This is a genomic window from Synechococcus sp. A18-25c, assembly GCF_014280035.1.
Taxonomy (GTDB): Bacteria; Cyanobacteriota; Cyanobacteriia; order PCC-6307; family Cyanobiaceae; genus Synechococcus_C.
In genome coordinates, this window is sequence record NZ_CP047957.1 from 2,390,946 (window position 1) to 2,415,970 (window position 25,025).

Genomic DNA, 25,025 nt, shown 5'->3' on the forward strand with positions numbered 1-25,025 from the left:
GCAGACCTTACGGACCAAGCCATTTCCAGACCATCACAGTAAGATCATCGAACTGCTCTTGTAGACCCTTGTATTGATCAACCGCACTGAGAATCGTACTCATAAGTGTGGATGCACTTTCGTCAGAGAAACGAATCAGTAATTGCTGAAGACGTTCACAACCCCAACCCTCCTCTGATGTTCCACGAGCATCAACAAGACCATCGCTATAAATCACCAATGAGTCGCGGGGCTGAAGCTGTAGGGTGGACACAGAATATTGAGCAGAATCAAATAAACCAATCGCAGGACCACCCATTGAATCTAATTTAGACAGCTCAGATGTGCCAATTATCAGGGGTGGCTCATGACCTGCACTAATATATGAAACATATCCAGTTGAAGTATTAATTGCCGCAATAAAGACTGTCGCAAACATCATTGATGAATTCTGGTTTAAGGCCATATATTGATTCGTTTGTTCAATCGCTAAACGAATACATTCAGAAGCAATCTGGTCAGCTTGAGGATCAGGAATACTGTTTAAAGTCTCATGATCGTCAAGACGAGATGAAAGATCAATCAACTTCGAACGAATTAAGCTTCGAAAAACAGACATGTACAAAGCCGAAGGGACTCCTTTATCACAAACATCAGCAACAACAATAAAAACATACTGACCAACTTTAACCATATCGTACCAATCAGCACCAATGGTTAATGCAGGACGTGAATACGCCTCGACTTCATAAAGGGATGAATTGGGTAGATCAGTAAGCAAAAAGTCAGCCTGAATCGCCTTTGCCGTCTCAAGCTGCTTTTCTGTTACAGCAAAGGACGTCGCTTGCGCAAGAAAACGTTTAAGACGATTCGCCGCACTTTGAATATCATGAACAAGCCCTCCCATCTCATCATTACCTCCATCTGGCAACTCTAAATCAAAATCACCATCACTAATACGATGCAGAGCATTAGCAGCTAGCGATATAGGGGATGAAATTGCACATGCCATTGATCGTACAATAAAAACAGCCAACAAAATACTAATAACTCCTATTAACACGAACAGAAACCCCAGCTGACGTATAGCAGTCAAGGGACGATTTTCATTCAAAAGAAGAACAATTGACCAAGCAGAATCGACTTTATTCGTGAGCACAAAATATCGATCATCCGCGATATCAATCCTTCGGTAAGATTTTGCACCTTCCATGGCACTGGAGATAACAGGATAAAGGCTGGCATATTTTGAAGATTTTATATCGTCTACATTGGGAATTAAGTAAGAACTTGCTTTGTCACCAGGAAAAAGAAGTTGGCCGGTATTACTAACTAAAATCAATGCACTCTCCACACCGGAGGGATCATTGAGAAAATCATTCTGCTGAGTCTGGCCTGCCAACAATTCAAAACGTTGATCTGAAAACAATTCATCGAGACCAGTATCTTCAGCAAGTTTGTCAAGTGGAATACACATGACAAGAATACCTGCCAGATCAGTCCTGACAGGAACAGACAGAACAGATGTATGGTCAATAAGATCCTGGGCAGATGTAATGACAACTGAATTTTTTTGAACTGTGCCATACTTAAACACAGGCTTGGAAACGTTTAGGCATCCCTGATCTGTGGTTCGTGACAAAACACTCTGGTAAGTGGGATAGCCACGCAATGCAGCTTGAAAATAATAACGATTCAACTGATTCGCTTCAGCAGCAAGCTTTTGCTTTGATCTGATCGAAGCTGTATGAGCGAGCAATTCAGGTGCTTCTGAGCTTGCAGACCAGAAACGCCAAAACCGACCAGGCTCAGAAACGTTTAAACGATTAAAAATTTTCTGGATTTCATCGATATTGCCTTGACGAAGTGCAGGAGCCTGAGAAAGATAATTCAGCGAATAAGAAACGCCAATCCCCCATTCACGCAAACCATAAGAAATCAACTCTGCTTCAGCCTGGAGTCGACGCTCAACTGATTTATAAACTCTGGAAAAAACAACCTGATTTAAAACAACAAAGCCAATTCCTAACGTGGGAACAAGAGCAATCGCAATTCCTAAAGTCAGCTGATCACGAACGGACAAAACGTGAAGCCGAGCAAAGAGACGATCAAGGAATCGAATAGATTTTTCTGACGGGGACTTTGTCATCCTCAGATTTTAAGAGGTGAACAAAAAGCACGCAATAATTCCGTGTCATTATCACAGCATGAAAACAGAATGAAACGGCTCATCATTAACGATTCGACCAAAGTGCATCAAACTTCTGTCGACCTGATTCTGCAAGCAAAAAGCGCCTTGGAAGAATGCCCTCATATCTAGGCTGTGAGTATTCACTGATCACGACAAATTTGAATTGAATTTGCCGACCAACACTCTCATCAAATGCAACTTCACAGATCCAAGTATTTAGATTGACATATTCCATCCCATAAGCCTGATTAAGATCCCAATTGCCAAGTTCAAAACAATCGCCCAACAAAACGACAGATTGACCGGGTGACGTCTCCAGTCCATTAAGTTGAAATGTGACGACAAGGGTGCCAGCCACCCGTTCACCAGTCGAACTTAAAAGAAAAGCACCAGAACTAGGCACATTGAGATGAAGCTGCCCATCCACATCAAAGAATTCTTGATTAGTTAATGCACAACACAAAGACTTGGTGTGAAGAGATCCTGGCAAATCCAACGTTAGTGAGGTTTGGGGACCATTGTTCAAGACGCAGATCGCAAAAGAGTCTCGATAGGAGCGGAGAAAAGCGTAAATATTTTCTGAGACATAAAGCTGACGGTGTGACCCAAAAGTAAGGGCTTGGTTTCCTCGTCGTGTCGTAATAAGTTTTTCAAGCAACGTGAAGCATGAACACGTCAGGTCCCAGGTTTCCATCATTGGTCTGTTGTATGGATCACCACCACCATCGGTTTGATTCACAAGATATTGCTCTGTGCCATAAAAAACGCAAGGAACACCTCGAAGGCAAAAAAGCAGTATCAATGCCTGATCCAATGCTTGTTGAGAATCACAGATAGATAGAAATCGCGGCATATCATGGTTATCGATAAAGGTCACAAGCTCATTCGCCCTGTGATAAACATGGTCATACGCCAAAACAGATTCAACTAAGTGGAAACCACCCGGCTCTTGTCCAGAAAACGCAAATCGAATTGCATCGCATAGACCAAAATCGAGAATAGACATCCCCGATTGGTTTGCATAATCAACAGTTCGCTGCTCCCAGGGCTTACCGAACCCGTATTCACCAAACATGAACAATTCTGGCTTATGAGCTTTCATATCAGCTGTAAATTCCTGCCAGAACCAAATTGGCATGTGTTTGATAGTGTCAATCCGCAAAGCATCAACTCCAACATCCAACCAATCAATAATTGCTGATTTTATATATTTCCGATAGCCAGGATTGCGCTCATTAAAGGTTGCAAGACCACACATTTCACCGTTAATTAATTGAAACTCATCCTCCCAATCGGTTATCTCAGCATTGTGATGGTAAAAGCCATGAACATCATCGTTAAAATCACACAGAAGTTTGCCATCATCAAACACCACTCCTTTTGATCCGTTCAAATCAGGAGAGCTATGATTGCAAACAACATCTAAAATGAGCTTGATATCATTAGCATGGAGTGAATCAACGAGTTGGCGCAATGTAGGGGAAGAATTAAGGCTATTAGGCTCATTGGTCGGCAAGAATCTTGGGTTAATACGCTTAAAGTCTTTTGTCCAGTAACCGTGCATTGGTGCACGATCATATTGCATATCATCAACCTGTTCAAACAAAGGGGAAAGCCACACTGCCGTAATGCCAAGCTGTTTAAGATACGGTATTTTTTCAATGATTCCCTGCAGATTACCACCCCAATACTTACCCCATTGGGTCCAAGTTTTGTCGTATAAACCTTGCTTAGAACCCCGATCCCAAACTCCTTGTCTCTCTTCTTCATCGCTCAATGCATCATAAAATCGATCAACAATGAGAAAGTAAATTACTTCCTCGCGAAATTCACGCTCTGTGATTGACCAACCGCGGGTCAACGGATCAGACTCAAGTGTTAAAAGATTAGGATTCATATCTACCGAGAATCAGTCGTGCAGTGGACAAAAATAAAAAGAAATCACAGATACAGGGCGATTCAAATCATGATGATGATGATGAAGGCCAAATTCATAGGTACAACGCCAAAGGAGATGAGAAGCAGGAAATCATCAGGACTAGTCAGACATCGGATGTGGGATGACAAACGAAAAAAGCGTAGCCCCCATAAAATTGCAGATGGTTTGATAGCTGCATAGTTACCAAAGCCATAGACATAAAACCAAAGACGGATGGATCTTGCTCTACTTTTTTTTAGATTCAAACAATCGAAACAACAACTTTGTATCGAAAAGAACACAGAAAGCAAGCACGATCTTATCTATTAATTTTTCTTGCAATCAAGCGCGCGGGTAATGCCGTGGCTATGTTGACTCAGGATTGGTCATGCGGAGTATCAAATTGACCCAAAAGATTTTGGTGCTAATTGAAGAGCATTATGATGAAACTGAATACAATGTCTTCAATGACTTTTTCCCAAGCAACGGCATAGAGGTTGAATATGCATCCTACCTATGGGGCAATGATTGCTTAACCTTCGAAGGGAACGACAAAACGAGCAAGGTTACGGTCAGCAAGTGCGTTAGTCAAACAAATTTGAACGATTACCAAGGCTTGATACTCATTGGCGGATACGCCATGGATCGACTCCGTTATGAAGAAACTTGCAGTGAAGTGAGTCAAGCGCCGGCTGTCGTTCTACTGCGCAAGGCTGTCGCTTTGATGGATCAAGGGTCCATCGCGATTGGAACAATTTGCCATTCACTATGGCTGTTTTGTGCTGATCCAAACCTGATCCAAGGAAGAGAGGTGACATGCGCACACAACATTATTTGCGATGTTGAAAATGCAGGTGCAAAAGTCATCAAGCAGTCTGGTGTCAACGTTGAACTTCATCAACAAGGTTTGCTCGTTACTGGAAAACATCCTGGATGCGTTGATGTCTTTGTTAGCGCATTTAAAAATGCACTCAACAAACTTTAATTTTAGTCAAGACGTCCAAACCTACTATCAACCAAAACCATGAACAACCTTACTTTCACATTCTCAGATCTAATCTCTGGATACGTAACCTCATACAACGAGGCCGAAAAGCTTATTGGTATCAAAACTTCTGACGGGAGAGAATTTGAAGCAAAACTAACAGGCAATACGTATGCCAAACTGAGCCAAAATCTTGGAGAAGACTGGCCAGACCGATCAGGTGAACTTCATAAGCTCTTAGTTCCAGGGCAGATGATCTTCGTCTATGGAACGTTTTTCCCGGAAAACAAAGTCAAGTTTGAAGTCAATTACATTGTATTCGCTGGTGATGGAAAAGATCAATACCGCTACGCTGATGAACCAGGCTGGTGGATCAAACAAATTGACCAAATTGCTTCGTCTTATTGTGAGTGGCAATTCAATGCTCCAACACAAGATATTGACTACAACAATTACCGAACAATCATTAACCTGACAGGGGGGAAAGAGCAGGAAGACTATCTCCAAGAAACTGACACAATTTCTAGGATGGTCTATGGAATGGCATGCGCGTACATGCTAACGGGTAAGGATTTATATCTAGATGCTGCTGAAAAGGGAACCGAATATTTACGGGATAAAATGCGATTCACAGATACTGATACAGGCTTGATTTACTGGTACCACGGTCAAAAAGTTGGTAGTGGTGGAGAAGAGCAAAAGCTATTAGTGTCAGAGTTCGGCGATGATTATGATTGCATTCCCGCCTATGAACAAATTTATGCATTAGCTGGCCCTGTTCAAACCTATCGAATCACAGGAGATCCTCAAATTCTCCATGACGCTGAAAAAACGGTGGATTTGTTCGACGAATGTTTTAAAGATAACGAAAAAGGGGGATATTACTCACATATTCATGCTGTGACCCTTAGCGCGCATGAAGCAAGCCTTGGACGTAACCAAGCGAAAAAGAACTGGAATTCCGTAGGAGATCACGCTCCAGCCTACCTCATTAATCTTTGGCTCGCGACAGGAGAAGAACGATATAGGACAATGTTGGAGGAAACATTCGATACAATTACAAGCCACTTTCCAGATTACGAGGAAAGCCCCTTTGTCCAAGAAAAATTCTTTGACGATTGGAGTAAAGATCAAACTTGGGGGTGGCAACAAAATCGAGCCGTCGTGGGACACAATCTCAAAATCGCCTGGAATTTGATGAGATTTTATGCTGAGATGGGAAAAGACAAATACATCGATATCGCAAAAAAAATTGCTTCACTAATGCCTAAAGTGGGATACGACAGCCAAAGATTTGGATGGTATGACGTTGTCGAACGGGTGCTTGGAAAAGACGAAAAATATCATCGATACGCATGGCATGACCGGAAAGCATGGTGGCAGCAAGAACAGGGAATCCTTGCTTACTTGATTCTTCAAGGACATATGCCAGACAATCAGGAATACAAAAAATATGCAGAAGAGTCAGCGGCTTTCTACAACGCCTTTTTCTTGGACAATAACGATGGTGGCGTCTATTTTAATGTTCTTGCGAATGGTGTGCCCTATCTAGTTGGCACAGAAAGATACAAAGGTAGCCATTCAATGAGTGCTTATCACTCCACTGAGCTTTGCTTCCTTTCAACAATATATATCGATCTCATGATTAAGAAACGACCTCTTAATCTCTATTTCAAGCCAATGCCTAATGGGTTCAAAGACAGACTACTTAGAGTCGCACCTGACATTCTTCCCAAAGACTCTCTCTATATCAGCAAATGCGAAATTGATGGTAAAGAGCATTCTGATTACGATTCAAAAACAATGACCGTTCGGCTTCCAGAAGCTGATCAGCGACTGAAAGTCAAAGTCACAATTGAGACAAAGTAAGGAGCCTGCAAACATGGACGTTCAAAGCAGCACATTTAAAAACTGGCAAGTGATCAAAGTCAGTGGTCAGATCGATTCAAAGACTGTGATCAAGCTTCGAGATTTTATCGATTCAGAGCTAAAGCCAGATCAACCTGTGGCTCTCGAGCTCACAGATGTTCCATTCATGTCGAGTGCCGGCTTACGCACGCTGTTAACACTACAAAGGAAAACGAAGGAACTGAACATCTCACTGGCCCTCATCGGACTTGGAGATGGGATAGCAGACACAATGAAAGTGACGGGCTTCTATCAGTTTTTCACGATCTATGAGTCACTTGAGGCGATCCCGGGGGTCTGACAGAAATGAATTATGAAAGAATTGACAATTTACCAACAGACACGCTGGAGGGATATCGGACAAGACCAGGCAAACCATTGCCATTCGGCGTTTCCCATGTTCCCGGTGGTCTAAATTTCTCGATCTATACCTCTGCGGGAACAGCCTGTTCACTAGTACTTTTTAGTCGAGAAAACAACACATGTCTAGCTGAAATTAAAATCCCCGATCACTATCGAATAGGAGATGTTTATGCCATCGTAGTCTATGGTCTTGATGATGAAGACATCGAATACGGATTTAAAGTAGATGGACCAAATGCGCCAGAACTTGGCTATCGATTTAATTCAAAAAATATCCTGATGGATCCATATGCAAAAGTTGTTTCGGGCAGGGATGTGTGGGGAGAAGAGCCAGATTGGAGCAATCCATACCAATATCGATCGCGAGTTGCATTTGATGATTTTGATTGGGAAGGTGATCATCCACTTGAGATAGATGATGCAGATCTTGTGATCTACGAACTTCACGTACGATCCTTCACGAAGAGTGAAACTTCAAATAATAAATTTAAGGGTACTTATGCAGGCATTGTGGAAAAGATTCCCTATCTCAAATCACTTGGGATCAATGCTGTTGAATTAATGCCCGTTTTTGAGTTTGACGAATTTGAAAACTCAAGAATTCATCCAGATACTGGTGAAAGACTCTACAACTATTGGGGCTATAGCACAGTAGGATTCTTTGCTCCTAAAGCAGGACTGGCAGAGTCAGGACGCTTTGGAATGCAGGTTGATGAATTCAAACAACTAGTGAAACAACTGCATCAAGCGGGTATTGAAGTCATTCTTGACGTAGTTTTTAACCATACAGCTGAGGGTAACGAACGCGGGCCAACAATTTCGTTTAAAGGGTTAGACAACAAAATATACTATATGCTGACTCCTGAAGGATATTACTTTAATTTCAGCGGAACTGGAAATACCCTAAACTGCAATAACCCAGTGGTTAGAAATCTAGTTCTTGATTGCCTAAGGTATTGGACATCTGAATACCACATTGACGGATTTAGGTTTGACTTGGCAAGTATTTTGGGTCGTGATCCGTGGGGTGCACCCTTAAGTAACCCGCCACTCCTAGAATCACTTGCCTTTGATCCGATTCTGTCATCGTGCAAATTAATTGCTGAAGCCTGGGATGCTGGTGGCTTATATCAAGTCGGAACATTCCCTGCTTTTGGCCGCTGGTCTGAGTGGAATGGAAAATACAGAGACACCTTGAGACGATATCTAAAAGGAGATGACGGCCAACTTGGTGAAATGGCACAAAGAGTTCAAGGATCTCCTGATCTCTATCAATGGAATGGTCGATCACCAGCAACATCCATTAATTTTATTACCTGCCATGATGGATTTACATTGGCAGACTTAGTTTCATTCAATGGAAAACATAACGAAGCGAACGGCGAAAATAATCAAGATGGAGGCAATGACAACTACAGCTGGAACTGTGGTGTAGAAGGTTGGAGTGACGACAGCAATATCATCTCGCTACGCAGAAAACAATGCATGAATGCTCTTAGCATGCTGATGACAAGTAGAGGAACACCTATGTTGCTCATGGGTGATGAATTTGGACGATCTCAACAAGGAAACAACAATGCTTACTGTATTGATTCGCCACTCACATGGGTTGACTGGAATTTACTTGAAAGCAATAGCATGCTCTTTGAATTTACTCAACATTTAATTCGTTTTAGACATAATCATCCATGCTTACGCATCAACGACTTTGCACATCAGGGAAGCAAGTATTTCCCGAGCTGCAGCTTCCATGGCACATCGCCTTGGCAGGTCAATTGGTCAAATGAAACAAAACAACTTGCATGGCTTATGAGCTGTGAGCAATCCGAGAATGGTGACATTGATACCGTTTATGTTGCCACTAACACTGCTCACTATGCAACATGGTTTGATTTGCCATCATTGCCCAACGACTATGAATGGCAGCTCAATTTCAATACAGGTGATAGTCAGACTCCCGTTACTCAGGGATCTTCATCATTCTCAGATCAAGGTATTTTAGTGGGTGAAAGGTCTGTCGTTATCTTTTCTGCGTCTCGCTCCGAGACGTAATCACCAACCAACTCATCCAACACGTTCAGGTTGATCCAACATGACACTTGCAATTGGCGTCACAAAAGCAGAGGATTGCGTCACCATGACACTGAGTGGTGAAGTGGACACAAAAACAGCCCCAGATCTTTTACAAGAACTTACCGGACTTGATTTAAATGCTCTCGGCCAATTACGCCTTAAGCTTGCGGAGGTTGGCTTCATGAGCAGTGCAGGACTCAGAGCTCTTGTTTTTGCAAAACAAAAAATGCCTCATAGTTCTAGCCTATATATCATTGGAGCCTCAGAAGTCATTCAAGATACCATCACAAAAACTGGGCTGGCCCAAGCAGTCGTCATGGTAGACAACGAGGGTGAAATTGAATGATATGAGCAATACGATAAGAGAGCAAAGTCTCGAAAAATATGAAGCGCCAGCCTCAATGGAATTCTGGGACGACTTTACTAATTTTGCAAGTGAACAAATTAATGATTTACTTGTGGATGAATCCCGTGCGTATAAGTTGAGGCTTGCCTATGAAGAATTAATCTCCAATATTATTCGATATGCAAATGATGGCAAGCAACAGAACAGTGAGGCCACCAAACTAGAGGTATCACTTGTTCTAAAAACTATTGATGCAGAGCGATGGCTTATTTTACAAACAAAAGATACGGGCACTCAATTCAATCCACACTTTTATCACCGATCGCCCGTTGATACAGATCAGCCAGTTGCTGAGAGACAAATTGGCGGTCTTGGACTGTTCCTGATTGAACAATCAGTCGACAAAGCAACATACGACTGGATCGACAACAAGAATATTTACCAACTAAAAATGTGCTGCTCCGCACATTAAAATAACAAAGCAGTAACGGTTAAGATGCCGACAAAACGATGGGCGTTCTTAATTAAAGGAAGAATCTTAAATCTTTCACAAGCCGTGTTAAAGGCCGGTGATCTATATAAACGCTTGCGAATTCAATATAGATCCCGAATGGTGATTATCTTCAAAAATAAATACTGACCTCCACATAACCGTTTAAGACCATCTTGCAAAAGGTCCTAGATCGAAACGATGACGATTTTTGTGTGAGCAAACTAATATTTCAGCAGCAAGTCAAACAAGCCTGAAGAGCAGTTTGTTACTAAGATGAAAATAAAGCCACGGGAAATGCTCTTTAAATCTGCCCCGTCCGTGCGCCAAAAGTATTGGCTTGTCATCGTGGCAGCCTGTCTAGGTGCACTTGCCAATTTGCATCCCTATGAGCTCTACGTCAATACGAGTTTGACGCTTGGCATGAGCATCGCTCTCTTCACGCTCTTCGTAGCAAGAGGCTGGTGGGGATTTGCTGTTGCAATCCCTGCAGGTTTCATGAACATGGATTATCTGGGTCGCTATTACTCATTTATAATTTACATGATTGAAATGCTATCTCTTACCTATTTCATTAACAGTCGTTCTGGAAATCGTCTTTTAGAAAAAGGGCACATTATTATTGTTGGGTTCCTATTTTGGTTATTGATCGGTGCACCACTCCATTACCTTGCGCATTACTTTCTAGTCGGCCTGACTCATATTGAAGCTTTTACGCTAGCAGAAAAGACCCTTTTGAATGGTGTTGTCAACATATTGATCGCATTCATTGCTTATTCAGCTCTCGCCTTATTGCAGAATAAACGAGAGATGGAACGAGCGGCTGTCTCAATTCAAGCCTTAACGCTATCGACTGTTTACAGCCTGATTGTCTTTATTTCACTGTTTACGGCTTCTACGCTTTTCAAAAATGTAAACACAATGCAAGCTAAGAATCTTTCAGTATTTTTTCGCGATCAAGCTGCATACATTTTTGATACTTTAAGTCTAAGCAGCTCAGAGGAAGAGCAAAAGAAAATTATTGACTATATGGAGTCACAAAATGTGTTTTTCAGATGGGAGAATCTAAAGTCTCCTAGTGAGGTTGTATCAACAGATAATCAAGATATCAATAAGGTCATCGAATCCTATCAACCGTCATCAGCTCGAACACCACTCTCACGTCTAGCTGCTGAACTGGCGGAGCCTCCGAACAGGATCAGATTATTAATGCCTCCGAGCATCGATAAAAAACGTTTGCTGAAAAAAATTGAGATGAGTTATTGGAGAGTACGACTCTTTAACGATGAAGAATCCGTAACCATCATTCAACGCGCTCTACCAAGTTTTAACGCTCTGATCGGCTTTTACCGAAGCATGTTAAATACTTTGATCATATGCCTGATGATCGGAATCATCATCAGTGTCCTCATATCATTAATAATCCACAGAGAATTCGTTTCTGTTTTAAAAACTAAACGGACAATTGCTGATTCCAATGCCCAAAAAGACGACATTGATGAAGACGAAGACATCTACTTACAGTTATCCCCAATATGTGAAGTTCGAGAACTTGCAGATAAGGTCAATGAAAGAACATCAATCATCGAAGCTAGTAAAAAGAAGATTGAAGAGCTAAACAATATTGCACAACAGCAATTAAGCACGGCAGGCGAAATCCAACAATGCTTTCTTGGCAAGCGAGACGAGTTTTCTGAAAAACCAGATGTCAGTCTATTCATGCGCCCTGCATACAATGCAGGCGGAGATTGGTATGATATTTTTGAGGTGAATTCTAAAACCTATCTTGTTGTCGCAGATGTTTGCGACAAAGGTGTAGGTGCAGCATTATTTATGTCTGTGTTTCGGAGCCTCATTCGATATTCTGCAGAATCACTCTGCGCACAGAATCCTGAAACAAATGAACCCCTCGATGAAGTCATTGAAAGTGTCAATAATTACATGAGCACGAAACATGCAGATACAACTATGTTTGCCACTGTTTTTTTAGCATGCATAAATAGAGATCTTCAACAACTAGATTATATCCTGGCAGGGCACGAACATCCGATTCTACTTAGTTCGAAAGGAGAGAGCACCGAGTTTGAATTTTCAGGGCCGGCAATTGGCTTGTTCCCTGATGCAACGTATTCCATTGGAAGCATCAAATATGATCAAGGTTCAATCTTGGTGGGCTACTCCGACGGGGTTGTCGATGCTCGGAATACTAATAATGTTTCCTACGGTCATGAACGGCTGATGGAACTTATTTTAGACCTCAAAAAGAATGACCCTGATCTAAAAGCCAAAACCATTACAGATACCCTGATCAAAGAACTGGATGAGCATATTGGAGAAGCAGAACAATTTGACGACATTACTGCTGTAGCAGCAATCCTTTAAGCCTGTTGGTGAATGAATGGTCGTTAGCCACGTCTTCACCATGATGCGAAAAGAGTAGAGACTGACGGGAAATGTCATTCTTTTCCTTGATACAAACTACGATTAACCTTCACTTATATTAAAGTAATTCCAGTGACTAGAAAAAGAGCCAAACCTGAAATCCTGCAACGACGGCAGGCGAAACACCAGGATCGCCACCTGGATTAACAATAAACTGAATGTTAGGCATCAGTTTAAGACTTTGATTGAGATTAAAGCTATAATTTAGTTCAGTTGCCCATTCAGTTCCAGGAGTATATGTCTCTGGAACTAAGCCAAGCAAGAAATAATCACTGTTAAATGAAGCATAGCTAGTTCCAATGCTAAATGTATCAAAAGGTCGTTTAGGTAACAAACCCTCTATCACCAACCCAGCCTGTCCGCCTGAGTAAAACTTTTGCACATCAGGATTGAAACCCAAACCACCACTCAGAAAAATTCGATGATCCAAACCCAAAGAAAACCCTGGGATCCTCAAGCTAAAGATCCCATAGGCACCGTTATTTGTAGAGTCAGCAGACTCTGAGTCTGCCACAGTTTGAAATGATCCGGACCCAAGCCATCCACCTAAAGTGATCGTCCCAGGAGGCAAGTTAGATTGGTAGATTGCATTCGCCTGGTCCCAAGAAGAAGCTTTTGAAATATGATTTTGCTGACTAACTTGTACAGGTATTTGCGCCTTGGTCAAAATCGGGACGCGCAGCTCTGCGAAATGCGCCACTCCGTTTCCCTGATTAAATCTAAAATCCAGACCATGATATTTAGGTGCGAATGTATCCGGTGCGATCTGGTAGATGCCATATCTTAAGTTAACATTGTTTGAATCGCCAAAAGCCACAACCGCGCCATAGCTATTGAAAGGATTGCCAGGTATATCAATCATTGAAGGAACCCCTTCTGCCCAACCACAAAGACCAAAATTAGAAAAATAACATTGAATCGGATTAACAGTAAAATCTTGGGCCTGCATTAATTTTCCTAATTTCACCATCGAAATTAACTCACCTTCGGCTTTATATTCTAAATTTAAATAATTGAGGCGCGCTATTGGACCATTCCCGAAATTCCACTGCGTATTCAGTTGATTTGGTATCGATGAGGAAAGAATCTGTCCAGCGCGCTGCGTAAAAAGGGCATTGATAGCAATCTTCGATTGAAATGATTGATGAGCTTGCTGTTCAGGCGACGTTGAGTCCCGCTGCCAAGAAAAACCATTTCTCACCGCCTCTAGAGGCATCAAACGAAAGCCCAAATTAAAAAGATTTGACGAAGTCGGTTGAACCTGTGGGGAAGAAAACGACGCATTATTTTGGCTCAAAATCGAAGCATTAAGTTCAAACCACTCCGGCATTGATAATGCTTGATTTAAATTCCATCCCTCCTGCAATGAAATGGTCGGAAGTGCTTCAGCCGTATTGAGGTTATTTGTCTGTTGAGCGACATATTCAAGACGGAGATCATTGGCCTTCTTTTGAAGGCTTTTATGAGTATTGCTTTTTTCCGCTTGGAATTCTCTTGCAACCTGAACAGGTGGCTCGCGACCAGCATGGTCTTGTTGATCCCTCGTTTCAACAATTTCAGAACGAGCAGACTGCGCTGTTGAAACAGTTCCCGCTGCCCCCAACACAACAAGACAAGCCACCAACCGACCTCGAAAATTGCTGGAAAGCTTCGTATCCTGCAAGCCGAAGGGAAACAAATCATTCTCCGGAGATTGCAGCAATTTTAAGCCGTTTATTGATCAAAAGGAAGCCTCAATTAAGCAAGTTCAAACTCTCTAATAGGAATGTTATTGATGTTTCAGGGTCGATCCCGGATCGGTCTCGGCACGTCCTTCTCCATGGGGCACCCAAATAAAGGGAAACCGTCCTGAGATGAACCACTCGACTGCTCAGCGACCAGCGCACTCCATCAAGCAGCCAGCAAGGTGGGACAATCGCCAACTAACTTCATCTGTTTTCACCATGCGCAGCAACGGTTGCGGCGACCTGCGAGAGCAGACCATCGACAAGCAGGTGCAACTGTGCGGCTGGGTGGATCGACGCCGCGATCACGGTGGGGTGATCTTCATTGACCTCAGAGACCGCAGCGGCACGGTGCAGATCACCGTTGACCCGGATCTGGGAGCCGAAGCGTTCGCTGTCGCCGAACATCTCCGCAGCGAAACCGTGTTGCAGGTTGAGGGAATAGTTCGAGCCCGTCCCGCTGAATCCCTCAACGACAAGCTCGCGACAGGCGCTGTGGAGGTGCTGGCCAGTGGCATCACTGTGCTGAACAGCGTCAAGGGCAACCTGCCGTTCCCCGTGTCGGTGCACGACGAGGAAAACACCCGCGAAGAGCTGCGTCTGCGTCACCGCTATCTGGATCTGCGCCGCAAGCGCATGAACGACAACCTGCGCCTGCGGGCCCAGACCATCCAGGCCGCTAGACGCTTTCTTGAGGACGAAGGTTTCATCGAGGTGGAGACGCCGGTGCTGACCCGCTCCACTCCTGAGGGCGCCCGTGACTACGTGCTGCCCAGCCGGGTCTGCGGCGGCGACTGGTTTGCTCTGCCCCAGTCCCCCCAGTTGTTCAAGCAGCTGCTGATGGTGGGCGGCATCGAGCGCTATTACCAGGTGGCCCGCTGTTTCCGCGACGAAGACCTGCGCGCCGACCGACAGCCGGAATTCACCCAGCTGGACATCGAGATGAGCTTTATGGATCAGGAGCAGATCCTGGAGCTGAACGAATCGCTGATCTGCGCGATCTGGAAAGCCGTGAAGGGCATCGAACTGCCGCGGCCCTTCCCCCGCATGACCTGGCATGACGCCATGGATCGCTACGGCACCGACAGACCCGACACCCGCTACGGCATGGAGCTCACCAACGTGAGTGACATCGTCAAAGACATGGGCTTCAAGGTGTTCAGCGGCGCCGTGAAATCCGGCGGCGCTGTGAAATGCATTGCGGTGCCCGGCGGCAACGATGCCCTCTCCAATGTGCGCATCAAACCCGGCGGCGATGTTTTCAGCGAAGCCCAGAAAGCCGGTGCCGGTGGCCTGGCCTTCATTCGCGTGCGTGACGGTGGCGAAATCGACACGATCGGCGCCATCAAGGACAATCTCAGCGATGAGCAGAAGCAGGAGCTGCTCAGCCGCACTGGCGCAGAACCCGGCACCCTGCTGCTCTTCGGCGCCGGCGACACCGCCACGGTGAACAAGGCCCTCGATCGCATACGCCAGTACTTGGCCAAGGAGCTGGGCATGGTCAAAGCCGACCAAGACAACGATCAGTGGAATTTCCTCTGGGTGGTGGACTTCCCGATGTTCGAGTTCAACAACGACGAGAACCGTTATGAGGCCTTGCACCACCCCTTCTGTGCCCCCAACGACGAGGATCTCGGCAACGATGCATCGCAATGGGCCGACACCCTGCCCGGGGCTCGGGCCCAGGCCTACGACCTGGTGCTGAATGGCCTTGAGCTCGGCGGTGGCTCCCTGCGCATCCATGACTCCGCCCTACAGCGTCAGGTTTTGCAGACCGTTGGTCTGCCCCTCGAGGAGGCCCAAGAACAGTTCGGCTTCCTGATGGACGCATTGGATGTAGGCGCACCTCCCCACGGCGGCTTGGCCTTCGGTGTGGACCGCATGGTGATGCTGCTGGCGGGAGAGGAATCAATCCGCGACACCATTGCCTTCCCCAAGACCCAACAGGCGCGCTGCTTGATGACCAATGCCCCGGGGGGCGTGGCCGACAAGCAGCTGGAAGAGCTGCATGTGGCCAGCACCTGGGTGGATCCAAGCGAAGAAAAGCAGGACTAGATCCCGAACAGAAACAGGCGTTTCTGTGCACTGAAGCTCGGAAGGATCAACCCTGGAAGAGCAGTCAGCCTTCCAGGGTTTTTTGTCCGACAAACCACGATCGACGGGACATGCCCCGATCCGCTGGAGCGGCGGCAATGACCTGCTCCGCCTGTATCTGCAGGACATCGGTCGCGTGGACCTGCTCACCAGCGAGGAGGAGGTGACCCTCTCGCGCCTGGTGCAGCAGCGGGAGAAGCTGCTGGTGCAGGAACGTGATCTGAGCAATCGCCACGCGGCGATCCGGGTGCTCCTAGATCTGGAGGAACTGCAGCTGCGTGAAGCCAACCAGGTCAGCCACTGGCCCACCCGACAGGAATGGGCACGGGCTGCTGCACTGCCGCTGGAGGAACTGAACCAGCAACTGAACGAGGGCTACACCCTTTGGGCAGAGGAAGTGGGACTCGAGGCCAAAGAGCTGCAGCGGCGACTGCGGGATGGTCGCCGAGCCAGGGATCGCATGATCCAGGCCAATTTGCGCCTGGTGGTGGCTGTCGCCAAGAAGTATCAGCAACGGGGCATGGAGCTCCTTGACCTTGTGCAGGAAGGCACTCTCGGCCTCGAGCGGGCCGTGGAAAAATTCGATCCCACCCGCGGTTTCCGCTTCAGCACTTACGCCTATTGGTGGATCCGCCAAGGCATCACCCGAGCCATTGCCACCCAGAGCCGCACCATCCGCCTGCCGGTTCATGTCACGGAAAAGCTGAACCGAATCAAGCGGGCGCAGCAGGAAATCGCTGCTGAGAAAGGGCGCCTGGCCTCCGTGAGCGATCTGGCCAAGGAGCTGGGACTGAGCGAAGACACAGTCCGTCAGACCCTCGCGCGCGTTCCTCGGTCCATCTCACTCGAGACCCGCGTCGGCAAAGACCAGGACACCCAGCTGGGGGATCTGCTGGAAGACGGCAACGCCACACCAGAGCAAACCCTCACCCGTGATGCCCTCCACGACGATCTAGAGCTGCTTCTGGATGAACTCTCACCGCGGGAAGCGGAAGTAATCCGCAGTCGCTTCGGCCTGGAGGACGACCATCCCCGCACCCTGGCGCAGATTGGCGAAGCGATGGAACTGTCACGGGAGCGGGTGCGTCAGATCGAGACACGCGCCCTCCTCAAGCTGCGGCAACCGCAGCGACGCTCCAAGGTGCGGGACTACATCCAGGGCCTTGATTCCTGAGCCCAATCCTCTCCCTTATCAGCTATCAGCACAGCCCACCACCATGTCCAGCGCACCCCAGATCGACATCGGCATCAACCAGACCGAACGTGAGCAGATCACGGCTGGGCTGAGCCGACTGCTCGCTGACACGTACGTGCTCTACGGCAACACCCACGGGTTCCATTGGAACGTCACCGGTCCGATGTTCAACACCCTGCATCTGATGTTCATGGACCAGTACACCGAACTCTGGAACGCGTTGGACGTGATTGCTGAACGGATTCGGTCCCTCGGCATGGTGGCGCCTCATGGTGGCTCCACACTGGCGGGCTTGGCCTCGATCAAGGAAGCTCCTCAGCAACCGGCCGCCCTCGACATGGTCCGTGAACTAGTGGCTGGGCATGAAGCCGTGGCTCGCACAGCCCGCGGGGTGTTTCCCCTGGCGGAGGCGGCCAGTGACGAACCGACGGCCGACCTGCTCACCCAACGGTTGCAGGTCCATGAGAAAACGGCCTGGATGTTGCGCAGCCTGCTGGAGAGCTGAAGCTTGGGCTCAACAAATCTCAAGTCAGATGCGATCGCGGTCTGGAGACTTTGAGCACCTCAAAGCAACTGAAGCCTCGGTAGATTGAACAGTCGCCCGGGGGTTCATGGCCAAGTTCGTCTTCGTCACCGGTGGAGTGGTCTCCAGCATCGGGAAGGGCATCGTGGCCGCAAGCCTGGGACGGCTGCTGAAGTCACGTGGATACAGCGTGTCCATCCTGAAACTGGATCCGTATCTCAACGTGGACCCGGGCACGATGAGTCCGTTCCAGCACGGCGAGGTGTTCGTCACTGAAGACGGCGCCGAGACCGATCTCGACCTAGGGCATTACGAACGTTTCACCGACACGGCGATGTCACGCCTGAACAGCGTGACCACGGGCTCGATCTATCAATCGGTGATTAATAAGGAACGCCGAGGCGATTACAACGGCGGCACCGTTCAGGTGATTCCGCACATCACAGGTGAGATCCGCGATCGCATTCACCGCGTAGCAGCCAACAGCAATGCCGACGTGGTGATTACCGAGATCGGCGGCACAGTCGGCGACATTGAATCGCTGCCATTTCTGGAAGCCATTCGTGAATTCCGGGGTGATGTCGGCCGCCATGACCTGGCCTACATCCACGTCACCCTGCTGCCTTACATCGGCACCTCCGGAGAACTGAAGACCAAGCCCACCCAGCACTCGGTGAAAGAGCTCCGTTCAATTGGCATCCAACCCGATGTTCTGGTGTGCCGCAGCGACCGAGAAATCAACGACGAGCTCAAGCGCAAGATCGGGGGCTTCTGCGGAGTGCCGGAGCGGGCTGTGATCCCGTCGCTCGATGCCGACAGCATCTATGCCGTACCACTCACCCTGGAAGACCAAGGGCTCTGCCGTGAAGTTCTGGATGTGCTCCAGCTACAGGATCACGACAGCGACATGACACGCTGGGCGCAGCTGGTGCACAAACTTCGCAACCCCGGCCCCACCGTCAAAGTGGCCCTGGTGGGCAAATATGTGCAGCTCAATGATGCCTACTTGTCGGTGGTGGAAGCGTTGCGGCATGCCTGCATCGCCCAGGACGCCTCCCTGGATCTGCACTGGATCTGTGCCGAGCAGATCGAAGCTGATGGAGCCGACACACTGCTCAAGGGCATGGATGCAGTGGTGGTGCCCGGAGGCTTCGGCAACCGCGGCGTCGATGGCAAGGTGGCGGCGATCCGCTGGGCCCGAGAGCAGCGGGTGCCCTTCCTTGGCCTCTGCCTGGGCATGCAGACAGCCGTCATCGAATGGGCCCGAAACCAGGCCGGCCTCACTGGTGCCTCCAGCGCAGAACTCGATCCCGACACGGCCCACCCGGTGATTCACCTGCTGCCAGAACAGCAGGATGTGGTCGACCTTGGCGGCACGATGCGCCTAGGGGTTTACCCCTGCAGGATCGCCGAGGGTTCCATGGCCGAACGGCTTTACGGCGATGAAGTGGTGTATGAGCGCCATCGTCATCGCTACGAGTTCAACAACGCGTACCGCAATCTGTTCCTGGAGTCGGGGTACCGCATCAGCGGCACCTCCCCTGACGGACGCCTGGTGGAACTGATTGAACTACCAGGCCATCCCTTCTTCACTGCCTGTCAGTACCACCCTGAATTCCTTTCAAGGCCCGGACAACCCCACCCACTGTTCCGGGGTCTGATCGAAGCGGCGCAGCAGCGCCTGCCCTCCAGCCCCAGCGAAGCGTTGCGGCAGCAAAGCAATTCCAGTGTTGTGAGCGGCTCCCCTCAAGGCAGCCTTAACTCTTGAGTGTTGAGCGATCCATGACCAGCTTGCCTGTGGTGGAGACCTTTCACTCGCTGCAGGGAGAAGGTTTGCATGCAGGCCGCAGTGCTTTTTTTATTCGACTCGGTGGCTGCCATGTGGGCTGCAGTTGGTGCGACACCAAACACTCTTGGCCGATGGAATCCCATCCCAAGCAAAGCGTCGACAGCCTCGCCACGAAAGCTGCGCAAGCTGAGCAGGCCGGTGCTGCCTTCGTGGTGATCACAGGTGGAGAGCCGCTGCATCACAACCTCAATGCCCTCACGGATGAAATTCGCCGCAGCTGCCATCTTCCTGTGCACATCGAGACCAGTGGCGTCGACCCACTCAGCGGAACGATCGACTGGGTCACACTCTCTCCGAAACGCCATCACCCACCACTCCCTGAGCTGCTGAGCGGCTGCCATGAGTTGAAGGTGGTGATCCATGAACCTGAGGATCTGCTGTTCGCTGACGTCGTCTCTGCTCAGGCCCCACAGGCGCAGTGGCTTCTACAACCGGGCTGGGACAGCCAGGAAGGTCAGCAACTGGCTGTCACCAAGGCACAAGGCGATGGCCGCTGGCGCTTGAGTTTGCAAAGCCATAAGTGGCTCGGCGTGCGCTGAATCGATACAACAGACGCGAGTCAGAGTCGTCGTCATGCAGGGCATCCACTGGCCGCTGTTCCCTGCTCTGGCGCTGACCATGGCCGTCGCAATCAGCCCTGCCATCGGAGGGCTAAACGCGCGACCGCTCCCACCGGAACGCATCCCAGAGCGCACGGGAGTCTCAAATCTGGCCTTGCTCAGCAGTTCCCGTGCCCGGCGGCTGCCGCCATCACACCAACCCGTCCGTCCCGGAGAGACCCTTCAACTGGTCTATCCACTGCCGATCCCAGCCGAGGAGGTGCAGCCCTACGGCTGGCGCTATTCCAACCATCGCCAACGCTGGCGCATGCATGTCGGACATGACCTGATCGCACCCGCCGGAACGCCAGTGTTAGCGATGCTCTCGGGACGCGCGCAGTTGGTGCAATCCATTGATGGCTATGGACTGACTGTGTTGCTAGAGCATGGTCGCGGCTGGCAAACGGTGTATGCCCATCTGCAATCCGCTGAGATCCGACCCGGTGCGCTGGTGAAGGCGGGCGAACCGATCGGACGCGTCGGACGCAGCGGCTCCGCCAGCACCAACCACTTGCACGTGGAGCTGCGCAGGCTGGATGGTCAGCAGGCCTACGCGTTGGACCTTGCACCGCTACTGCCCCTTACATGGGATCCACAAGAGATCCCTCACAACACTCGCTAACTTCGGGCGATGGACGACTTCCGGCCCGCCGTACAGGCATCGCTTTCCGCTTTGGGTTCCGAAACCCTGGATTTGCTGCGACGCAGCGATTTGCTTCACAACCTGGTGCGTCGCCAGCTGATGGAGACAGCAACCGCCACGTTGACGCCTCCCCAGGAACTGATGCAGCAAGCCCTGACGAACCACTGTCGTCAGGAACAACTCAAGGACGAAGCTGCACTGAACAGCTGGCTAGAGGAACGCTGGCTCAGTCGTGAGGAGCTGCTCCACCAACTGAGCTTGCCTTTGAAACTCACCAAGTTCGCTCTCGATAGCTTCGGGATGCAAGCCGAAGCACGGTTCCTGCAACGCAAGGAAGCGCTCGACCAAGTGACCTACAGCCTGCTGCGGGTGAAGGATTCCGGCATGGCCCACGAGCTGTATTTGCAGCTTGAGGCGGGTGAAGCCGACTTTGAGAGCCTGGCCACTGATCACAGCGAGGGACCTGAGAAACAGAGCAGTGGCAAAGTTGGACCTGGCAGCTTGATGCGGGCTCACCCGCAGCTGCGCCAGCGCCTGCGCACGGCGACGCCAGGGCTAGTGATGGAGCCCTTGTTGATCGAGCAGTGGTGGGTGGTCACCCGCCTTGAAGAGCGCCATGAAGCCTCGTTTGACACGGCTATGCGTCAACGAATGGCCACAGAACTACTCCAGGACTGGTTACAGATCGAGACGAAATCCGTGATGAAATTTCTTCTAAGCGAGCAAAAATAGGAGAACCGACGGCCGATCAATCCTGGAATCCGCAACGTCCAAAGGGCTGGAAGCCTTGCGCACCAGATTCCGCGAAAGTGGTGAAGCCCAGCGCTACGAACTGGGCCAACCACTCTGCGAGAGCCGTTTCATTCCGGGGCGCATCCTGCTGATCGACAGCGGAAGCGCCCGCCTTCTCGGCGAACAGGAGGGTCGATTGAGCACCCTCATCCGGCTGGAAGCCGGCAGCTTTGTGGGTGTCGCCTCTCTACTGCGCTGCGCCCCTTGTGAAGAAGTCCGCGCGGCATCAGAACTGGTGGCCTACAGCCTCAGTGACGATCAGTTGCTGGAACTGATCAACACCGACCCGACGATCGCGGAAGCTTGTCGCAACCACCTTTGGGAGGCGGAACTGGCCGCACTGCTGAACAGTCGGCTCGAGAGGTCCCCACAGCAATCACGGCCCCTCAGCAGCTGGCTGAGCGAAATGCTCCCGAAAGCCCAAATATTGGCGGCCTCGAACCAAGCTGCTATTCACAACGCCCTCAACAACGGCCAACGTCTGTTCCTGGCCAGCCAACCCACGGATCCCAGCACAGGATCGCCAGGGGACGAGGTCGCGAACGCTGACGCAATCGCCGCCCTTCCTCTCGACATGCATGGGATGACGATGCGCCTGATCGCACTCCCAACAGAGGCGATCCTCGCGCTCGAACCCGGCGATCAAGCGAAGTTGGTGGAGCCGGAGGTCATGAACTCTGGTTCCGACAGCGCCCTGACGCGCAGCGAGATCCCGCAGGCCCCACTCAGGCCGCCTGTGAGCCGCTTCAACCAGCAAGGCGAGCAGAACCGCGACTTCTTTGTTGCAGCGGAAGGAGTGCTTGAGGAAACCCTGGCCTGCTTCCAGATGCTCACCAAGCTGATGAAGCTGCCCTTCCGGCGCGACGCGATCGAACGGGTCCTCCGTGATCAGCTCCGGCGCGGACAGACCCCGACCCTGCGTCTTTGCGGACAAATCGCAGCAGGCCTCGGCTTGCATGTGTCCGGAGCGAAAGTCGCAGCGCGAATGGGAATGCGACTGCAGACCCCCACACTGGTGCCCTGGGGGGAAGCCTTTGCCCTGGTCGTGCGCAGCGATCAACGCGGCCTGGTCCTGGCCTCCCCCAGCCAAGGGTTTGTGGAACTCGATCCCCAGCAGCTGGACACCGCTTTCCCTGAAGGCATCGATCTGCTCTTGATGGATCGCACCAGCACCACACCGGAGCAGACCTTCGGACCGTCATGGTTCTGGCCCGCCTTAAAGCGCTACAGGGGGGTACTGATTCAGGTGCTACTGGCCAGTTTCGTGGTGCAACTGTTCACCCTGGCCAATCCCCTGCTCATCCAGGTGATTATCGACAAGGTGATTAACCAAAGGAGCCTCGACACGCTGCAAGTGCTTGGCTTTGCCCTCGTAGCCGTCACCCTGCTGGAAGGGGTGCTGGGCAGTCTCAAGACCTACCTGTTCTCAGAGACCACCAACCGCATCGACCAACGCCTTGGCGCCGAGGTGATCGATCACCTGTTGCGTCTGCCGCTGGGCTACTTCGACCGGCGCCCAGTGGGTGAATTGGGCTCCAGGATCAGCGAATTGGAAAAGATCCGCAACTTCCTCACCGGTCAGGCCCTCACCACGGTTCTCGATGCGGCGTTCTCCGTCATCTACATCGTGGTGATGCTGTTCTACAGCTGGCTGCTGACCCTGATCGCCCTGGCAGTGCTGCCGATTCAGGTCGGCTTGACCCTGCTGGGTGCGCCGCTGTTCCGGCGCCAATACCGCAAGTCAGCTGAGGCCAATGCTTCCACCCAGAGTCACCTAGTGGAAGTGCTGACGGGCATTCAAACCGTGAAAAGCCAGAACGTGGAAATGATCAGCCGCTGGACCTGGCAAGAGCGCTACGGGAAATACATCAGCCGCAGTTTCGAAAAGACCATCACCGGCACGGCACTGAGCCAGACCTCCCAGGTTCTGCAAAAGATCTCCCAGCTTCTGGTGCTCTGGGTGGGCGCATCTCTGGTGCTCTCCGGTGACCTCACCCTTGGCCAGCTGATCGCCTTCCGGATCATCTCCGGCTATGTGACACAGCCCCTCCTGAGATTGTCATCGATCTGGCAGACAATCCAGGAGCTGCGCGTCAGTTTCGAACGTCTGGCCGATGTCATCGACACGCCCCAGGAATCGGACGAACAAGACAAAGCCAAGGTTCCACTGCCACCGATCGAGGGAGCAGTGAGCTTCGACAATCTCACCTTTGGGTTCACTCCCGGCAGTGCACCCGTGCTGAACGATGTGTCACTGGCGGTGAAAGCCGGCACCTTCGTCGGGATCGTGGGACAGAGCGGCAGTGGCAAAAGCACCCTGATGAAGCTGCTGCCTCGTCTCTACTCACCCGGCCAAGGACGCATCCTGATCGATGGCTATGACATCGACAAGGTGGAGCTGTATTCACTGCGCCGCCAAATCGGCATCGTGCCCCAGGACCCGCTGCTCTTCTCAGGCAACGTCAACGAGAACATCGCTCTCACCCAACCGGATGCCTCTAGCGAAGAGATCGTGATGGCCGCCAAGGTGGCCTGCGCCCACGACTTCATCATGGAACTGCCAGCGGGATACAGCACCCCAGTCGGCGAGCGGGGAACATCCCTCAGCGGTGGGCAGCGACAACGCATCGCCATTGCCCGAACGCTGCTAGCCAACCCCAAGCTGTTGGTGATGGATGAAGCCACCAGCGCGCTCGACTACGAAACAGAACGCAGGGTCTGCGACAACCTGATCCAGGCTCTGCATGACTGCACGGTCTTCTTCATCACCCACCGACTGTCCACCGTGCGCCGAGCCGATCTGATTGTGGTAATGCATCAGGGTGCCGTGGTGGAGCAGGGCACCCACGACGAACTCATGAGCCGACGCGGCCGTTATTACGCCCTATACCGCCAGCAGGAGGCCAGCTGA

Annotated in this window: 18 protein-coding genes; 15 read left to right on the forward strand and 3 right to left on the reverse strand. The window is 50.0% G+C overall.

Annotated features, from left to right (window positions below):
- Positions 1-7: 7 nt before the first annotated feature.
- Both SynA1825c_RS12930 and SynA1825c_RS12935 read right to left on the reverse strand, forming a co-directional pair.
- Positions 8-2,128 carry a SpoIIE family protein phosphatase gene (locus SynA1825c_RS12930; RefSeq protein ID WP_186469659.1) on the reverse strand — a complete coding sequence of 707 codons (2,121 nt, stop codon included), beginning with the start codon at positions 2,126-2,128 and terminating at the stop codon, positions 8-10.
- A gap of 85 nt (positions 2,129-2,213) precedes the next feature.
- Positions 2,214-4,031, reverse strand: a complete 1,818-nt coding sequence (locus SynA1825c_RS12935) for an alpha-amylase family glycosyl hydrolase (protein WP_255478398.1) — start codon at positions 4,029-4,031, stop codon at positions 2,214-2,216.
- 445 nt (positions 4,032-4,476) lie between these two features.
- Between SynA1825c_RS12935 and SynA1825c_RS12940 the strand changes: the two genes are divergently transcribed.
- The 7 genes from SynA1825c_RS12940 (at position 4,477) to SynA1825c_RS12970 (ending at position 12,635) form a co-directional block, all read left to right on the forward strand.
- Complete coding sequence (locus SynA1825c_RS12940; RefSeq protein WP_186469661.1) at positions 4,477-5,073, forward strand: DJ-1/PfpI family protein; 597 nt, start codon at positions 4,477-4,479, stop codon at positions 5,071-5,073.
- Positions 5,074-5,112: 39 nt separating this feature from the next.
- Positions 5,113-6,942: an AGE family epimerase/isomerase gene (locus SynA1825c_RS12945; protein WP_186469662.1), complete on the forward strand. Its 1,830-nt coding sequence runs from the start codon at positions 5,113-5,115 to the stop codon at positions 6,940-6,942.
- Between the two features lie 13 nt (positions 6,943-6,955).
- A complete protein-coding gene (locus SynA1825c_RS12950; protein WP_186469663.1) occupies positions 6,956-7,282 on the forward strand; it encodes an STAS domain-containing protein in 327 nt (108 codons plus the stop codon).
- 5 nt (positions 7,283-7,287) lie between these two features.
- Positions 7,288-9,396 (forward strand): glycogen debranching protein GlgX, encoded by a 2,109-nt coding sequence (glgX, locus tag SynA1825c_RS12955; protein WP_186469664.1) that lies wholly within the window; start codon positions 7,288-7,290, stop codon positions 9,394-9,396.
- Between the two features lie 40 nt (positions 9,397-9,436).
- Positions 9,437-9,763, forward strand: a complete 327-nt coding sequence (locus SynA1825c_RS12960; protein WP_186469665.1) for an STAS domain-containing protein — start codon at positions 9,437-9,439, stop codon at positions 9,761-9,763.
- A gap of 1 nt (position 9,764) precedes the next feature.
- A complete protein-coding gene (locus SynA1825c_RS12965) occupies positions 9,765-10,235 on the forward strand; it encodes an ATP-binding protein (RefSeq protein WP_186469666.1) in 471 nt (156 codons plus the stop codon).
- 294 nt (positions 10,236-10,529) lie between these two features.
- Entirely contained in the window at positions 10,530-12,635 is a 2,106-nt protein-coding gene (locus SynA1825c_RS12970; protein WP_186469667.1) for a PP2C family protein-serine/threonine phosphatase, read from the forward strand.
- 136 nt (positions 12,636-12,771) lie between these two features.
- Here the strand turns inward: SynA1825c_RS12970 and SynA1825c_RS12975 are convergent, their stop codons facing one another.
- Entirely contained in the window at positions 12,772-14,397 is a 1,626-nt protein-coding gene (locus tag SynA1825c_RS12975; RefSeq protein ID WP_186469668.1) for a carbohydrate porin, read from the reverse strand.
- Between the two features lie 241 nt (positions 14,398-14,638).
- Between SynA1825c_RS12975 and aspS the strand changes: the two genes are divergently transcribed.
- The 8 genes from aspS to SynA1825c_RS13015 all read left to right on the forward strand — a co-directional run bounded on the left by aspS (position 14,639) and on the right by SynA1825c_RS13015 (position 25,025).
- Positions 14,639-16,474, forward strand: a complete 1,836-nt coding sequence (gene aspS / locus SynA1825c_RS12980; protein ID WP_186469669.1) for an aspartate--tRNA ligase — start codon at positions 14,639-14,641, stop codon at positions 16,472-16,474.
- Positions 16,475-16,556: 82 nt separating this feature from the next.
- Positions 16,557-17,687: an RNA polymerase sigma factor, RpoD/SigA family gene (locus SynA1825c_RS12985; protein ID WP_186469670.1), complete on the forward strand. Its 1,131-nt coding sequence runs from the start codon at positions 16,557-16,559 to the stop codon at positions 17,685-17,687.
- Between the two features lie 43 nt (positions 17,688-17,730).
- Positions 17,731-18,213 carry a Dps family protein gene (locus tag SynA1825c_RS12990; RefSeq protein WP_186469671.1) on the forward strand — a complete coding sequence of 161 codons (483 nt, stop codon included), beginning with the start codon at positions 17,731-17,733 and terminating at the stop codon, positions 18,211-18,213.
- A gap of 106 nt (positions 18,214-18,319) precedes the next feature.
- Positions 18,320-19,999: a CTP synthase gene (locus SynA1825c_RS12995; RefSeq protein ID WP_186469672.1), complete on the forward strand. Its 1,680-nt coding sequence runs from the start codon at positions 18,320-18,322 to the stop codon at positions 19,997-19,999.
- A gap of 14 nt (positions 20,000-20,013) precedes the next feature.
- Positions 20,014-20,619, forward strand: a complete 606-nt coding sequence (locus SynA1825c_RS13000) for a 7-carboxy-7-deazaguanine synthase QueE (protein ID WP_186469673.1) — start codon at positions 20,014-20,016, stop codon at positions 20,617-20,619.
- A gap of 34 nt (positions 20,620-20,653) precedes the next feature.
- Positions 20,654-21,301, forward strand: a complete 648-nt coding sequence (locus SynA1825c_RS13005; protein ID WP_255478399.1) for a M23 family metallopeptidase — start codon at positions 20,654-20,656, stop codon at positions 21,299-21,301.
- A 9-nt stretch (positions 21,302-21,310) separates the two neighbouring features.
- Positions 21,311-22,054, forward strand: coding sequence for a peptidylprolyl isomerase (locus SynA1825c_RS13010; RefSeq protein ID WP_186469674.1), 744 nt, complete (start codon positions 21,311-21,313; stop codon positions 22,052-22,054).
- 466 nt (positions 22,055-22,520) lie between these two features.
- Positions 22,521-25,025, forward strand: a complete 2,505-nt coding sequence (locus SynA1825c_RS13015) for a peptidase domain-containing ABC transporter (RefSeq protein WP_255478501.1) — start codon at positions 22,521-22,523, stop codon at positions 25,023-25,025.